The 16,201-nt window shown below is 39.1% G+C and carries 14 protein-coding genes; 12 read left to right on the top strand and 2 right to left on the bottom strand.

What is annotated here, in order from left to right; all coding sequences use genetic code 11:
- The first annotated feature begins 581 nt into the window (after positions 1-581).
- Together H148_RS0109930 and H148_RS0109925 are read left to right on the top strand one after the other, a co-directional pair.
- Entirely contained in the window at positions 582-4,736 is a 4,155-nt protein-coding gene (locus H148_RS0109930; protein ID WP_029034669.1) for a PAS domain S-box protein, read from the top strand.
- Complete coding sequence (locus tag H148_RS0109925) at positions 4,705-5,097, top strand: response regulator (protein WP_029034668.1); 393 nt, start codon at positions 4,705-4,707, stop codon at positions 5,095-5,097. Before H148_RS0109930 ends, H148_RS0109925 begins: the two co-directional genes overlap by 32 nt.
- A gap of 59 nt (positions 5,098-5,156) precedes the next feature.
- Here the strand turns inward: H148_RS0109925 and H148_RS0109920 are convergent, their stop codons facing one another.
- Together H148_RS0109920 and H148_RS0109915 are read right to left on the bottom strand one after the other, a co-directional pair.
- Positions 5,157-6,068 carry a bifunctional metallophosphatase/5'-nucleotidase gene (locus H148_RS0109920; protein ID WP_029034667.1) on the bottom strand — a complete coding sequence of 304 codons (912 nt, stop codon included), beginning with the start codon at positions 6,066-6,068 and terminating at the stop codon, positions 5,157-5,159.
- Entirely contained in the window at positions 6,068-6,820 is a 753-nt protein-coding gene (locus tag H148_RS0109915; RefSeq protein ID WP_029034666.1) for a 5'-nucleotidase C-terminal domain-containing protein, read from the bottom strand. Before H148_RS0109915 ends, H148_RS0109920 begins: the two co-directional genes overlap by 1 nt.
- A 179-nt stretch (positions 6,821-6,999) precedes the next feature.
- Here H148_RS0109915 and H148_RS0109910 point away from each other — a divergent pair, with 179 nt between their 5' ends.
- The 10 genes from H148_RS0109910 (at position 7,000) to H148_RS0109860 (ending at position 16,178) form a co-directional block, all read left to right on the top strand.
- The gene (locus H148_RS0109910) at positions 7,000-7,686 is read left to right on the top strand and encodes a hypothetical protein (protein ID WP_156877240.1); all 687 of its coding nucleotides are present in this window, start codon (positions 7,000-7,002) and stop codon (positions 7,684-7,686) included.
- A gap of 109 nt (positions 7,687-7,795) precedes the next feature.
- Positions 7,796-8,494, top strand: coding sequence for a hypothetical protein (locus H148_RS0109900; protein WP_029034664.1), 699 nt, complete (start codon positions 7,796-7,798; stop codon positions 8,492-8,494).
- A gap of 57 nt (positions 8,495-8,551) precedes the next feature.
- A complete protein-coding gene (locus H148_RS0109895) occupies positions 8,552-9,064 on the top strand; it encodes a DUF6913 domain-containing protein (protein WP_029034663.1) in 513 nt (170 codons plus the stop codon).
- Entirely contained in the window at positions 9,064-9,936 is an 873-nt protein-coding gene (gene dapA / locus H148_RS0109890) for a 4-hydroxy-tetrahydrodipicolinate synthase (RefSeq protein ID WP_029034662.1), read from the top strand. Before H148_RS0109895 ends, dapA begins: the two co-directional genes overlap by 1 nt.
- Before the next feature lie 106 nt (positions 9,937-10,042).
- A complete protein-coding gene (locus H148_RS0109885) occupies positions 10,043-10,876 on the top strand; it encodes an outer membrane protein assembly factor BamD (protein WP_029034661.1) in 834 nt (277 codons plus the stop codon).
- Entirely contained in the window at positions 10,873-11,199 is a 327-nt protein-coding gene (locus tag H148_RS0109880; RefSeq protein WP_425414077.1) for a DNA-directed RNA polymerase subunit omega, read from the top strand. Before H148_RS0109885 ends, H148_RS0109880 begins: the two co-directional genes overlap by 4 nt.
- Positions 11,200-11,205: 6 nt before the next feature.
- Complete coding sequence (gene coaBC / locus H148_RS0109875; RefSeq protein WP_029034659.1) at positions 11,206-12,417, top strand: bifunctional phosphopantothenoylcysteine decarboxylase/phosphopantothenate--cysteine ligase CoaBC; 1,212 nt, start codon at positions 11,206-11,208, stop codon at positions 12,415-12,417.
- The gene (gene porD / locus H148_RS0109870; protein ID WP_029034658.1) at positions 12,410-13,300 is read left to right on the top strand and encodes a type IX secretion system protein PorD; all 891 of its coding nucleotides are present in this window, start codon (positions 12,410-12,412) and stop codon (positions 13,298-13,300) included. Before coaBC ends, porD begins: the two co-directional genes overlap by 8 nt.
- 354 nt (positions 13,301-13,654) lie before the next feature.
- Positions 13,655-15,307, top strand: coding sequence for a DNA repair protein RecN (gene recN / locus H148_RS0109865; protein WP_029034657.1), 1,653 nt, complete (start codon positions 13,655-13,657; stop codon positions 15,305-15,307).
- Between the two features lie 46 nt (positions 15,308-15,353).
- Entirely contained in the window at positions 15,354-16,178 is an 825-nt protein-coding gene (locus H148_RS0109860; RefSeq protein WP_029034656.1) for an enoyl-ACP reductase FabI, read from the top strand.
- Positions 16,179-16,201: the final 23 nt, after the last annotated feature.

Genomic DNA, 16,201 nt, shown 5'->3' with positions numbered 1-16,201 from the left:
TCAATTGATATTCAAAACTATATATCGGTTTTTAAGGCGAGATAAAGTTTGATTTAGTCATTTCGATAAGACTCTCTCCCTCTCTTTTATCTAAGGAATTCTTAAAAAATTGATCTTACAATTTCTGCGATTAGGAATTCTCAAGTAGAATATTCCTTCCAAAAAAGATGAATTCAATGACAATTAGTATTGCCTAATCATAAAAACCCTACAGTTAAAGTTAAAGTTGTCTCTTTTAAGTTATAAATGATGTTGGGTATCTCTTTAATCTTCCCTTATTCGTATAAGTTGTCCAATTCGTCCCACTTGTAAGAATATTCTGTAATATATTTTTGTTTTTTGTTGTAAAAAACGAAAAGGGCATTATCGAGCTAGGAATTTCAGAGGGTTTTGGTTGTTAGGAATATAAGCTAGGCTATTTTCTTATTAAGGGTTGGGATAACCCTTAAATTTGAGTTAATTTTCCTATTTTCGCATCCGCAAATTCTGCTTTTCAACAGATTAATTATGCAGTTAGTCGAAAATTAGAAGTTGAAACCACTAATAGGTGGGGAAGCAGAGGGAAATGATGGTACGAAATAATGAGTGAACAATATAGAATTCTCCACGTTGTAAATGAGCAGGTAGATATAAACCCGGTTCTTAAAGTTTTACAAACAACCGATTACACTTTTGAACACCTTTCAGTCAATACAAATGAAAAATTTGTAGAGGCTTTAAAGAATTTCAATCCACATATAGCTTTAATTACTGATGAAAACCCATTATTCCCTATTAAGAATGCTTTGAAGGCTTTTAAAAATTCTAATTTAACGGTGCCTTCAATTGTCATCTCAGACAATAATTCTGCCGGTTATGCCATGGAGCTTATTAGAAATGGCGCAGATGATTATATTCAGAAGGACGACCTCCCGCAATTGCCTGCCATTATTCTATCAAATCTTCTGAAGATAAAAAAAGAATATAATTCAAAACCAGAACCACCAAAATTCAGGCGACTTGTGGAAAGTGGAGATAATGCCCTGGTGGTCTTTTCTCCCGATGGAACCACATCTTATATCTCTCCTGCAGCTGAAAAAATCCTGGGTTTTTCACATAAAGATCTTTTAAAAATTGATATCACAAAGATTGTTCATATTGAAGACGTGCAGCCTGCACTTGATTATATGGCTCTGTGCCTGGAGAATCCCGGGATATCACTTGATACCATTACGGCGCGTGTGAAACATAAAGATGGAACCTGGCGTTGGATGGAAGCTAGCTTTACAAACCTTTTGCATGATAAAGATGTTGGTGGAATAGTAAATAACTTTAAAGAGATCACCGCTCAACGTGAGGCTGAAATTGCCTTAAAAAGAAATGAAGAGAAGTACAGGGCATTTTTTATAAATAGCATGGATGCTATCTTACTCTCTCACCCCAATGGAAATATTTTTGGAGCCAATCCTGCCGCATGTGAAATGCTACAACGAACAGAAGAAGAGTTTTGTAGGATAGGACGTCAGGGAACTATTGATGATAATTCAGGACTGGCTGAACTTTTGGAAGTTAGAAAGACCAAAGCTGGTTTCATTGGAGAAATGGTTTTGAAGCGAAAGGATGGCAGCAGGTTTCCTGCAGAAATTTCCTCAGCTGTATCTTTAGATGAAAATGGAGAGGAAATAGCGTCTACCATTATTCGGGATATAACCGGGAGGAAGAAAGTAGAGGAAGAATTAATGTTGTCCAAAAAGAATTATGAACATTTATTTAAATACAATCCACTTCCCAACTGGATCTTTGATCTGGAGACTTTTAAAATTGTTGCTGTAAATAGAGCAGCACTAAAACATTACGGCTATTCAAAAGAAGAATTTTTGAGTTTTAACCTTTATGATCTTCGTCCCGAAGAGGAAATATCGAAGCTGAAGGCTAATCTGGAAAACCTTAAAGATGCTAATGACATTATTGACTTTGGAAAATTCACTCATAAGAAGAAGGACGGATCAGAAATAACTGTTGAAGTCCACGGTTACGGGATTAAGTTTAATGGTAGAGATTGCAGGCTTGTAACCTCTATTGATATTACAGAGAAAGAAAGTGTACTACAAGAGCTTGAAGAGAAGAGTAAAAAACTTCTTTTGGCTGAAAGACTGGCCAAATTTGGTTACTGGGAAGTAGGGTTACAAGATGAATATTTCTTCTGGAGTGATGAGGTCTATAGAATATGGGGAAGAAGAAAGGAAGATTTTCAGGTTGGGCCGGAAGTATTCTATAAAACAATTCATCCCGATGACCTTGATGCGCTACTGGAGGAACAAAAGGCAGCTTTTTCGGGAAGTAAGGATATGGACTTTCAACACCGAATTGTACTTCCCGATGGAAGCATCAAATGGGTACATGAAAAAGGAAAACTTGTAAAGGATAGTAATGGGCAGCCGGTTAGATTCGAGGGCTCTATTCAGGATGTGACCGATTTCAAGAATGCAATGCTTAAATTAAAGCAAAGTGAAAGCAGGCAGCGAGGTATTCTAAAGTCGCAGACCAACTATCTTACCAGGATAGATTTGGACGGGAATTATTCCTATGTAAATGAAAAATTTGATTCAGATTTCAACTGGATCTTTCCTGATGGTATTCTTGTTGGTAAATGTGCTTCAACAAGTGTAATGGAATATGATCAATTAAGGGTAAGGGGCATTTTTGAAAAATGTTTAGCCAATCCTAATGTGGTCTACCAGGTGGAAATGGATAAGCTACAGGAAGATGGAAAGGTAAAACCAACCCTATGGGATTTCATTTGTCTTACAGACGCTGGTGGAAATCCTTTTGAAGTACAGGGAGTGGGAATTGATATTACAGACAGGGTAGAAGCAGAGCGCTCTCTAAAAGAAAGCAATACGCGTTATGAGCTGGTATCTAAAGCAACTTCAGATGCTATTTATGATTGGGATATTGAAACAGATTATTTGTTTTGGGGAGAAGCCTTTTACGCACTTTTTGGATATTCCCAAAGGGAATTTTCTTTAACAGTTGATTCATGGACAGAAAACATCCATCCTGAAGAAAGACTTCATATACAGGACAGCCTTGCCCGCACCCTTGAGGGTACAGAAAATCACTGGGAGGCAGAATACAGGTTCAAAAATGCAGATGGGAAATACTCTTTTGTTGTAGAAAAAGGTTTTATCCTTCGTGATGAAAATGAAAAAGCCTTTCGTATGGTTGGCGCCATACAGGATGTCACTGAAAGGAAAAGACTGGAAGAACTTCTGGATGAAGCTTCAAAATTTTCCCGCATAGGAAGCTTTGAATTTGATTTCATTAAGGATTATTTATTCTGGTCCCCGGTTACCAAAGAAATTCATGAGGTAAGTGAAGATTATGAGCCAAATTATGAAACCGGAATTTTGTACTATAAGCAAGGGGACAGCAGAGATCGTATGATCCGGGCATTTAAAAAAGCTGTTGAAGACAACATTCCTTATGACCTTGAGTTGCAAATGGTGACGGCAAAAGGAAATGAATGTTGGGTGAGAAAAATTGGCCGACCTACTTTTGTTGATGGGAAATGTGTTCGGATTAATGGAAGTTTTCAAGATATTACGACTCTTAAAAATTCAGAGTTGAAAGCCTTAAAAGCTTCAGAAGAAAAGCAGGTTATTCTCGAAAGTATAGGGGATGCTTTTTTTACTCTGGATAATGACTGGGTTGTAACTTACTGGAATCAACATGCCGAGAAACTATTGGAAAATTCTAAAGATTATATTTTAGGCAGGAACTTTTGGGATGTTTTCCCAGATGCCGTAGATACAGAATTCTATAGATGTTATCAAGAAGCAGTCGGGGAACAAACAATTGTAGATTTTGAAGAATATTTTGAAAGGGTAAATAAATGGTTTGACGTTACAGCATATCCTTCAAAAGGAGGACTTTCGGTTTATTTTAGAGATGTAACAGAAAGAAAAGAATCGGAGCTTCAAATTATAGAACTCAATAAGAATCTAAAGGTGCATACCGAGGAGCTTGTAGCAGCAAACAAAGGATTAGAACAATTTTCTTATATAATCTCCCATAACCTTCGGGCCCCTGTGGCAAACATAATTGGATTGGGGGATTTAATTAAAGAGGATTATCCTTCTGAAGTTAAAATGCAGTTTCAGGAAGAACTTCTTTCGAATGTTCAGAGATTGGATACTATCATTCGGGATCTTAATAATATCCTTCATGTGAAGGTAGATATGAGTGAGAAAAAGGAACCGGTAGACCTTAATGAACTGGTGGAAACGGTTGAAACCGGTATAGGTCAGGTAATCCAGAAAGAGAATGTCAGGATTATTACTAATTTCTCTGAAGTAACTTCTATTAACTCTATACGAACTTACCTTCATAGTATATTTTATAATTTAATCTTTAACAGTATCAAATACCGCAGACCTGAAGTTCCTCCTGTAATCGAGATAACTTCAGAAAACAGGGAGGGTAATGTTTATATCAGTTTTAAAGATAATGGAATGGGAATTGACCTTTCTAAAAAGGGAAAACAGATCTTCGGTCTATACAAACGTTTTCATCATCATGTTGAAGGAAAAGGTATGGGGCTATTTATGGTGAAGACGCAGGTGGAATTAATGGGTGGTAAAATCCAGGTTTCCAGTGAGGAGAATAAAGGAACAGAATTCACTATTGAATTTAAAGCAGAGAAAGAATTAAAACAGTTGGAAGATGAAGAAACCGAAGCAGTATATAATAGTTGATGATGATCGTACTAATAATTTAATATGTGAATATGCTGTCAAAGGTTATGATCCCGATGCCGATGTAATGACATTTAATGAACCCGAAATTGCACTTTCTACAATTAGAAATAAGATCTTAAAAGAGGATGGGTGCGCTTCCATGGTGTTATTTGTTGATGTAAACATGCCAACCATGTCTGGCTGGGAATTCCTGAAAGAATTGGAAAAATTAGAGGAGGAGGTAATTCAGCGATTTACCATCTTTATATTATCCTCCTCAATTGAGGATTTTAAAGATGAAAGAATAAATTTCCCATATGTTACAGATTTCCTGTCAAAACCTTTGTCAAAGACTCGTCTGAAGGAATTACAATTATAGTTTGGAAAAACTAACTAATTTTTAAAATATAAGAAAAAATAAGCATTTGAGCTGATTTTTCAAACAATAATGGCAGCTCCCCGGCCACTGGTTTTTCCTGAAGAATCCAGATAAAAGTCAATCCTCCCAAGATTTACTCCTGCCCATCCTACCTGGTTTACTATTACATTTTCACCAATGCTGTTAGGTACCACTGAAGGCTGCGGAAGGAATGTGTGGGTGTGACCACCAATTATCAAATCGATGCCTTTTGTGGCTGCTGCCAGTTTTAGATCACTTATTTTATCACTTTGGTATTCATACCCCAGATGGGAAAGACAGATGACCAGCTCACACTTTTCTTCTTCTTTAAGAATTCTCACTGTTTCTCTTGCAATTTCTACGGGATCAAGATATTCAGTTTCCTTATAGAGCTTCTTTCCTACCAGGCCTTCCAGTTCAATTCCTAAACCAAAGATTCCTATTTTTATTCCGTCTCTTAAAAAGACCTGATAAGGTTTTATTACTCCTTCCAGGATTGTATCTTCAAAATTATAATTGGAATTTATAAATGGGAATTTAGCATGCGGCAATTGAGCGAATAAGCCTTCAATTCCGTTATCAAAATCATGATTGCCAATGGTCGCTGCATCATAGCCCAATTTGCTCATGAGCTTAAATTCCAGTTCCCCACCATAAAAATTAAAGTAAGGGGTACCCTGGAAAATATCTCCAGCGTCGAGCAGTAAAGTGTGAGGGTTTTCCTCTCTTATTTGTTGTATCAGAGTATACCTTCTGGCAACTCCTCCCAAACCCGGGTATAGCGCATGGTCCGGTTCAAAAGGCTCAATATGACTATGAACGTCGTTTGTATGTAGAATAGTTATATGCTTAAGTTCTCTCTTTGGTACAAAAGACATTAGACCAAAACCTCCAATCCCTGCAAATGCACCGGCGGTAGCTGTTCTTATTAAAAATTTACGTCTTTCCATTATTTGAATCTAATAAATCGTTCATCTCTTACAGGAGTAAGGGTGTCTTCCTGCTTGAAATAATCTATGAGCAGGTTCCTGATTTTATAATCTAGATTGGTTACCTTTTGAGCCTTAGAAAAGAAAACCATATTATCTCCTCCCTGCAGGAGGTAGTCGCTTGTAGCGACATTATATGTTGCAGACTCCTGTAGCGGTTCCCCCTGTATTAAAACCTTTTTTATACTATTATCTTGTTCAAGTTGTAATTCAATGCCTGCCACAGGATGTGCATTCCCCGAATCAATGAGATAGTGGATCATATCCCTTATGGCTTCTCCTTTTAATGTTGCCACCACGATCTCATTTTCAAAAGGCATAACCTGGAAAGCTGTTCGGGTGGTGACATTGCCCATAGTAATCGATGACCTAATTCCTCCAAAGTTCAGTAGGACTATATCAATATTTTCGCCAGTGCGACTTTTAAAAACAGGAGCGGACAGTTCCATTAAAGCATCGGCCATTAGATTCCCTATAGCAGTGTTCAATTCCCCATCGTTTTTGGTCAAATTATAAGGAACGTAGGCCAAAACCTGTTCCATCTCCCGATCAATATTTGTCTTATATGGTTCAATAAACCTTTCCAGGGAATCATTAGCTTTAATGGCAGAAGTTATTTCCAACTGCTCTCCCTCAATTCGGGTGGGGGTGTAATCACCGCTAAATTTACAGGAACCGGCTATTAGCATTAAGAAGAGTAAGTATCGCTTCATTTCGTGTTGTGTAAAAAACAAAAGTAGGAGTTTTTGTAAGGATGAAATAGAAGATTCGAATTTTTCAGCAGATAGTCACTTTTCTTACTTTTTTTAAGATTATTTGTAGTCTTAAAGGAAAATTGTTTTATTTTTCGGCCAAATTGATAGGATATGCTGGCTATTTCTAACTTAAAACTGTGAAGACGAGTCAAAAAATTTTGTTGTTGTTCCTGTTTCTTGGTACAATTTTTATTGTCGGTGCTATTTTCAATATTCAGGCACTTACTTTTATCTCAACCACACTCTTAATCCCCGTGCTCATCTTATATTACAGGTATAAAGCAAAAACCTGGTTCCTGCCAATGATTATTGTGTTAATGTTATTTTACGTTCGGGATTTGCTAATGTTAGAGGGGTTTTTTAGTCATCCAGAATCTACCCTCTGGTGCTTTGGAGGTGCAATAATGATTCTATATGTTTTTGCCCTGACAGGCTTCAAAAGGGCAAAAATTCACCTTGTGGAGGGCATTTCACTGTTAATCATGTATGCTTTTCTCGGATTTCTGTTTTTCACCCTGGGCGATCTTGTACCGCAGGTAATTCCTTCTCACCAGGTAATAGCGTACATATATATTCTGGTGCTAACACTTCTTCTGGCTATAACCTTTTCACAATACATCCTTAAATCCCATTATGCCTCTTTGTGGCTTATGCTGGCTTCGGCCTCTTTGTTATTATCCGAGCTTTCCCTGTTTTTCAAACTATTTATTTTACCGGACGTCAGCGTCACAATCTTCTATCCCCTGTTTCATGTTATCGCTCTTTTTGGAATGGTAGAACACGCCTTTCATCGAAGAAAAAATACTATTCTTCCGGGATTTTAGAATATTTTTCTCTCTTACAAATGATATTTTTTTATTTTTTTATCAAAATTATTAACATTAAAGCCTGTTCTTCACAAAATTTCTATATTGCGGGTAATTTCCCCCGGTAATGAAACAAAAGGTTATTCTTTCTCTCCTGGCTATCACTGCTATAGGTATAAATCTGGCCGGTATTATTTCCGAGAGCTTTTTGATTAAAAAGCTGGGTGAAATTCTGTTTTTCTTACCTCTGGTCCTTTACTATCTCAAAAAAATTCCCTTTAAGAATTATAATTTTTTGATGTTTTTGAGAATAGCAATAGCGGCTACTTTAATTTCCTGGGGCGGCAGGGTTTGGTATTTTGAACAGGTGAAACTTGGATTATGGTTAATCAGCTACATCTTTCTAGCCCGTGAAGCTATTAAACATACAGAGTATGAGAAAGGCAGTAGGTTTACCACCCTTTATTTTATAGCGGTGATCGCTGTTTATGTATATCTTTTATGGGTTCATATTATTGAAATCGAACGCAGTTTAACAAATGATCTCTCCTTCTGGCTATATGTGATTTATTATATCAATCTTTTGTTTTTTGCTATTACTGCACTGATTTATTATCTGAATTCATTTTCTAAAAAGGCTGTTTTCTTTATATGCCTGACCCTTTCTTTCATTTTTTCGGCTGTTTTAAGGGATATGGAGGTTTTCTACTTTAGAGATCTTAGTGTGGAAATCGTAGGAACCCTCATAAAATTTGCGGCAATAAAACTTGTTTTCCTCTTTTTTATCACTCCCGAAAAGAAACTCAGGCTTTTGCACCTGGTATAGCGAAAAATCGGTAGTTTCCTTTGCGTTTGGTAATGCTATATTTCCTAATTTTGCGCCGTGAAAATAACAGATATTAAACTTGCTGTGGCAAGAAAGAATTTGCGCCAAACCGGAGATAATTCTGTTGCTGAAAGTAAGGAGTGTAAACTGGGAATTATCCTGGATGAGGTGAATGAAGAATCAATCAAATCTTTTTTAAAGCTGAAGGGGGATTTAAACCTTCAACAGCATGAGGTTAACATTGTAAGTTGTAGAGAAAAAGGTGTCAAAAATGGGACTTTTGACTACCCGGTGATTTCTAAAGAGGACTTTGGCTGGAGTGGTAAAACCTCTCAAGCGGCTTCGGCATTTATGGCTTTTCAATATGATGTTCTTATTTCATTTACCGCTTCAGAAAATAAAATGGCCGATTTTCTCGTTTCGGTAACCCGTGCGAGGCTGAAGGTAGGGAGGAAAATCCCGGACCAGAACGGCATTTTTGACCTGACAATTTCCGCAGGACTTTCAGAAGCAGAAATTTTCACAGAAGAATTGAAAAAGTATTTAAAAATATTAAACACAACAACTTAATGAACAAATTTGTTGGAACAGGGGTGGCGTTAATCACTCCTTTTAAAGACGATCTTACTATAGATGTGGAAGCACTTAGGAATCTGGTGAATTTCCAAATTGAGAATGGGATTGATTACATGGTGGTTCTTGGAACTACCGGGGAAAGTGCTACCCTTACTTCCGCGGAGAAAAAGCAGGTAATTGACACTGTAGTTTCAGAAAATAATGGTCGTATTCCTTTGGTACTTGGAATTGGCGGAAATAATACTGCAAAAGTTTCAGAAGAGGTAAAGAACACAGATCTTTCGGCTTTTGATGCAGTGTTGTCGGTTTCTCCTTATTACAACAAACCTTCCCAGGAAGGAATTTTTCAGCATTATAAGGCAGTGGCGGCCGCTTCGCCAAAGCCCATTATTATGTACAATGTACCCGGAAGAACAGGCTCTAATATGCTTCCCGAAACCGTTAAACGCCTGGCACAGGTTGATAACATCATCGGGATAAAAGAAGCTGCGGGAGACATAGTGCAGGCTATGAGAATTATTGATGCCGTTCCCGAAGGTTTCCTTACAATCTCGGGAGACGATATGGTTACTCTGCCAATGGTTCTGGCCGGCGGGCATGGTGTGATCTCTGTTATTGCACAGGGATTTCCTGCCGAGTTCTCCAAAATGGTGAAGCTCGGACTCGAAAGAAAAGTAGATGAAGCTTATGACCTGCATTATAAAGTGGCTCCTTCTATAGATCTCATTTTTGCTGAAGGTAATCCTGTGGGTATAAAAGCCCTTCTAAAAAAGCGAGGTATAGTAAAGAATAACCTTCGATTGCCGCTGGTTCCTTCTACTGAAAACCTAACTCAAAAAATTAATGAGTTTGTAGAAAAATTCTAATCATTAAACTTTAGAAAAACCTGTGTTTTTGGTGTAATTTGTGCTGAAACTAAAGTTTTTGTAATAAGGCAGAAAAGAGTATTTTTGCCAGATGTTAAAATTCAGAATGAAGAAAATCATCCTATTTTTAAGCGTAGTTTTTCTTTTGACATCCTGTGGAGAATATCAGGAAGTGTTAAAGAGCAAAGATACTGCTCTCAAGTATACAACTGCAGAAAACTTATATAATGAGGCCAAAGCAGGCGAAGGGAACAGCAGAAAGAAATTTCGGAAGGCTTTACGGCTTTTTGAGCAGTTAATGCCCGAATATAGAGGTAAACCCCAGGGGCAAAGATTAGCCTTTCTTTTTGCAGATACTTATTATGAACTGGGGGATTATTTCCTGGCCGCTTATCAATTTGAGCGTTTTGCGGAAACGTACCCGGAGAGTGAAAAGGTTGAAGAAGCTGCTTTTAAAGGAGCTAAGAGTTATTATTATCTTTCTCCGCCATACTATCTTGATCAAACTGAGACGGTTAAAGGAATAGGTCAACTTCAGGAGTTTATCGACCGGTTTCCTGAGAGTGAAAGAATGGATGAAGCCAATGAACTGGCAACAGAGCTTAGGGTGAAGCTGGAGAGAAAAGTGTATGAAATTGCAAAGCAATATCATCATACCGAGAGTTATATTGCGGCGATGGCAGCTTTTGACAATTTCATTTCTGATTATCCCGGTTCTCCTTTTAGGGAAAGAGCCATGTACTACAGGTTTGAATCGGCTTATTTGTATGCCATCAACAGTTATGCTTATGCCATGCCCGAGCGATTGGAAAAGGCAAGGGAATATTATGAGGATTATCAGCGTTATTATCCCGAAGGCGAGTTCATAGAAATGGCCAATACAGCCTTGAAAGACATTGAAAAAACAGAACAACAATTAAAATCTGAGACGAGAATATGATAGATCTAAAGAAAACAGATGCTCCACTAAACACTACGACTCTTGACAAGAACAAGATCGATGCCACTACCAATAATATTTATGAGGCGATTTCAATAATCTCCAAGAGGGCTACGCAAATAAACGGTGAGATCAAGAAAGAACTTCTTGAAAAACTTGATGAATTTGCTACTTACAACGATAGTCTGGACGAGATCTTTGAAAACAAGGAACAGATTGAGGTTTCCAAGTTCTATGAAAAATTGCCAAAGCCACATGCTTTAGCAGTTCAGGAGTGGCTGGATGAAAAAATCTATTATCGCAATACCAAAAGCGAAGAATAAAATAATATGTCTGTATTAAGCGGCAAAAAAATACTTCTCGGCGTTACCGCGGGTATAGCCGCTTATAAAACAGCATTCTTAGTCCGGTTATTTATAAAGGCCGGGGCGCAGGTGAAGGTAATAATGACCCCTGAAGCCAAAGAATTTGTAACCCCCCTTACCTTATCCACACTTTCCAAAAATGAGGTCATTTCTTCTTTTACAAAAGAAGAAGATCACAGTAACCAATGGAGTAACCATGTGGAATTCGGCTTTTGGGCCGATCTTATGCTTATCGCACCTGCCACTGCCAATACTCTTTCAAAAATGGCAAAAGGACACAGTGATAATTTTTTACTTGCCACATATCTCTCTGCTAAATGTCCGGTTTATTTTGCCCCGGCAATGGATCTCGATATGTACAAACACCCTTCCACGAGGGAAAATTTTGATACGCTGATTTCCTATGGCAATATAATGATTCCGGCTACCTCGGGCGAACTGGCCAGTGGATTGACGGGAGAAGGCCGAATGGCAGAACCCGAAGACATCCTTGGGTTTATTGAAGATCATCTTACTGAAAGTCTTCCGCTTCGGAATAAAAAAGTGCTAATCACAGCAGGTCCCACATACGAAGCAATCGATCCTGTACGTTTTATAGGAAATCATTCCAGTGGAAAAATGGGTTTTGAACTTGCTGCCGCTGCACATGCTGCGGGAGCTGAAGTAACTTTAATCTCTGGTCCTACACATTTGCAGAATCCTAATTCGGAGATAAATTTAATCAGGGTGCAGAGTGCTATTGGAATGTTTGAAGCAGCGACAAAGTTTTTTCCCGAAGTTGATATTGCCATTGCATCAGCAGCGGTGTCCGACTATCGTCCGAAAGTTTCAGCGAGCCAAAAGATTAAAAAGTCGGCAGAGACTATGGAACTTGAGCTGGTGAAAAATCCTGATATTCTTTCGGCAATGGGGGAAGCAAAGAAACATCAGCTCCTTGTCGGTTTTGCCCTGGAAACTGAGAATGAAGAAGAGAACGCCATCGGGAAGTTGAAAAGAAAGAACCTGGATTTTATCGTGTTAAACTCCCTGAATGACTCCGGTGCGGGATTCAAATCTGAAACCAACAAGGTCAGGATCCTGTTCAAAGATGGAAAGAAAAAAGGGTTTCAGGTAAAATCCAAAAAAGAAGTAGCTCAGGATATCCTGAATGAAATAATCCTGTTAAGTCATGAGTAGAATTTTTGTTTTACTATTTATGTTTAGTCTGAGCTTAGGTGCAGGAGCCCAGGAATTAAACTGCCAGATTGTTGTTAATAGTGAACAAACTGGACAGGTAAATGCTTCAGTCTTTAAGACTCTTGAAAATTCAGTCTCCGAGTTTGTCAATCAGACTCGCTGGACCAACAGGGAATTTCTTCCGCAGGAGCGTATCAACTGTAGTATGTTCATCAACATCAACAGTTATGACGGCAACAGTTTTTCAGGCAGCATTCAGGTGCAGTCATCCAGACCGGTTTTTGGCTCCACCATGGTAAGCCCTGTATTTAATTTTAATGATGAACAACTGGCATTTGAATATACTGAGTATGAGCCGCTGGAATTCAGTCCCAATCAGTTTGATTCAAATCTTTCTTCAATCATTGGTTATTATGCATACACCATCCTGGGGTTGGATGCCGATACCTTCGGGGAACAAGGGGGGACGCCCTATTTTGAAACTGCTAATCAAATTGTGGGAACCGCACAGCAGAGTTCCTACAGGGGCTGGAAAGGAACAGATGGGAATCGCTCCCGGTATCAACTCAATGCTGACCTGCTCTCGAATACCTATTCGGGATATCGAAATGCTCTTTACACTTATCATCGTAATGGTTTAGATCTAATGCATATGTCACCCCAGGAAGGTAAGGAAGGAGTTGCTACAGCTATTATTGATCTACAACGAATGAATAGCCGCCGTCCTAATTCTCTTTTGCTAAGGACGTTTTTTGATGCCAAGGCAGACGAGGTGGAACAGATCTTTAGCGGTGGGCCACAGGTTAACATCAGGGAAGTAGTGGACGCTTTAAATACCATGGCACCCACATTAACTGAAAAGTGGGGGAATATTCGGTATTAGGTTTTTAAGTGAGCAGTGCGCAGGCTAAGTAGGCAGTTCAATGTCTGGTCGAGCAGAATCGCAATTTTTTTGTTACGCAGTTCATTTGTCTGGTCGAGCGGAGTCGAGACCTTTCTTTTCAGTAGGCAGTGCGCAGTTTTCAAGTAGGCAATTTCTATTCTAAGTACCTTTTTTAAATCCTGAACTTTGAATTTTGAATCCCCAGGAATTTGGTGCTTGAACTCTGAATTTTGAATTCGTGAGATTTGGTGCTTGAAAGTTGATTCTTAAATTTGTTCAATGATAATTTGTTCCCTGTTAATTGCTCCCTGACAATTGTAAATTGTTTTACCTTTAACCCAAATTTACATTCTCTTGCTCACAAGCCTTTCTATAAAAAACTACGCCCTTATTGAAGATATTCAAATGGATCTTCAAAGCGGCTTTACCATAATAACAGGAGAAACCGGTGCGGGAAAATCTATCATGCTGGGAGCTCTTTCTCTGCTGTTGGGGAAGCGTGCCGATTTTAGTGCCATTCGAAACCAGGAAAAGAAATGTGTTATTGAAGGAAGTTTTAATATTTCTTCATACGACCTTAAATCACTTTTTGCTGAAGAAGATCTCGACTACGAATCACAAACCATTATACGAAGGGAAATTTTGCCTTCAGGAAAGAGTAGGGCGTTTATTAATGATACTCCCGCAAATCTTTCTTCGCTGCAGGCGCTGGGAGAAAAGCTGCTGGACATCCATAGCCAGCATGAGACTCTAAGCCTTGGAGACAATGAATACCAGTTTCTTGTGATCGATTCTCTGGCTAAAAATGCCGGAACCATTAAGGATTATCAGGCAGGTCTACAGCAGCTGAAAAAACTTCAGAAGCAGTTACAGGATTTAAAAGAAGAGCAGGCACAAGCCACAAAAGAATACGATTACAACTTGTTCTTGCTTACAGAACTTCAGCAAGCCAAACTGGAAACGGGAATGCAGGAAGAGCTGGAAGAGCGGTATGAGGAGCTAAGCAATGTGGAGCAACTTACCGAGCAATTGGGAGGTGCGATCAATAATATTCAGCAGGAGGAGGTAGGGGCTGCGGCATCACTTCGGGAAGCGAAAAATAATCTTCAAAAGATTGCCGGAATTAGCGGCCAGTATCAGCAACTTTTTGAACGACTGCAAAGCGTCAATATAGAATTGGATGATATTGCTACCGAACTTGAATCGGCATTGGATAAGGTAGAAGCGAATCCGGCCGAGCTGGAGCAGGTGAATGCAAAACTTCAGGTGTTGTATAATCTGCAAAAGAAGCATGCAGCAGGTTCAGTGGAGGAACTAAAGGAAATCCAGGAAGACCTTGCAAAGAAAGTCGCGGTTTCAGAAAATGCCGATGAAGAAATAGCACGTTCAGAAAAAGCCATTTTAGAAAAAAAGGAAGAGCTTCAGAAAATAGCTTCAGAAATTCATACCTCCCGAAAGAGCGTTATTCCGAAGTTCATTAAGGAAGTGGAAAATATCCTGGCCGACCTTGGTATGCCCAACGCGACATTAAAAATTGAGCTGGAGCAACAAAAAGAATTTTACCACAACGGGCAGGATAAGCTTAATTGGTTGCTCGCAGCAAACAAAGGTGGAAGTTATAACGACATCAAAAAAGCAGCATCTGGCGGGGAACTTTCCAGGATCATGCTAGCTGTAAAGAGCATTTTGGCAACCTACAGCAATCTGCCTACGATCATTTTTGATGAAATAGATACCGGAGTTTCCGGAGATATTGCTCAAAAAATGGCCGGTATTCTTCAAAGAATGGGAAAAAACATGCAGGTTATCGCCATTACCCACCTTCCACAGATTGCAGGAAAAGGGGACAGACATTTCAAAATTTATAAAGAAGACGCCGTCAACAGCACCATCACGAATATCAAAGAATTGAAAGGAGAAGACAGGATAGAGGAACTGGCAATGATGCTGGGCGGCAAGAACATCAGTGATTCTGCGGTGGCACATGCGAAAGCCCTTCTGAATTAAAAGATGTTTCTTATATTTACCGGCTTAACAAAACAAAACACCAACCATGTCATATAATCTACTCAAAGGAAAAAAAGGGATCATCTTTGGAGCCCTGGATGAAAACTCGATTGCCTGGAAAACGGCTTTGCGCGTGCATGAAGAAGGCGGCCAATTTGTTCTTACGAATGCCCCTATCGCAATGCGAATGGGAAATATTAAGGATCTTGCTGAAAAAACCAGTTCTGAGATCATTCCTGCAGATGCCACAAAAGTGGAAGATCTTGAGAATTTAGTAGAAAAAGCCATGGAAATTCTTGGCGGAAAGCTGGATTTTGTACTGCATTCCATCGGGATGTCGGTAAATGTGCGAAAAGGGAATCATTATACAGATATGAATTATGATTTCACTACCAAAGGTTGGGATGTTTCGGCAGTTTCTTTCCACAAGACAATGCAGAGCCTTTACAAAAAGGATGCGATGAACGAGTGGGGAAGTATTATGGCGCTTTCCTATATCGCTGCCCAAAAGGTTTTTCCCGATTATAACGACATGGCCGATAATAAGGCATTTTTAGAGTCTATTGCCCGTAGTTTCGGGTATTTTTTCGGAAAGGAGAAAAAAGTAAGAGTAAACACCATTTCCCAATCACCAACACCGACCACTGCGGGTACAGGAGTGAAAGGTTTCGACGGATTTATAGCCTATGCAGATGAAATGTCTCCCCTGGGAAATGCAACCGGAATGGACTGTGCTAACTACATCGTGGCCATGTTCTCGGACCTTACAAAAAGAGTCACCCTTCAAAATCTTTTCAACGACGGTGGATTCTCCAACATGGGAGTAAGCCAGCAGGTGATGGAAGCTTTTATAAAAGGCAAGGAAGAGTAAGCTAGTTCAAATATCAATAGATA

Origin of the sequence: Salinimicrobium terrae DSM 17865, from assembly GCF_000424665.1 — a bacterium.
Lineage (GTDB): Bacteria > Bacteroidota > Bacteroidia > Flavobacteriales > Flavobacteriaceae > Salinimicrobium > Salinimicrobium terrae.
This window is presented reverse-complemented; position numbering and strand designations above follow the sequence as displayed.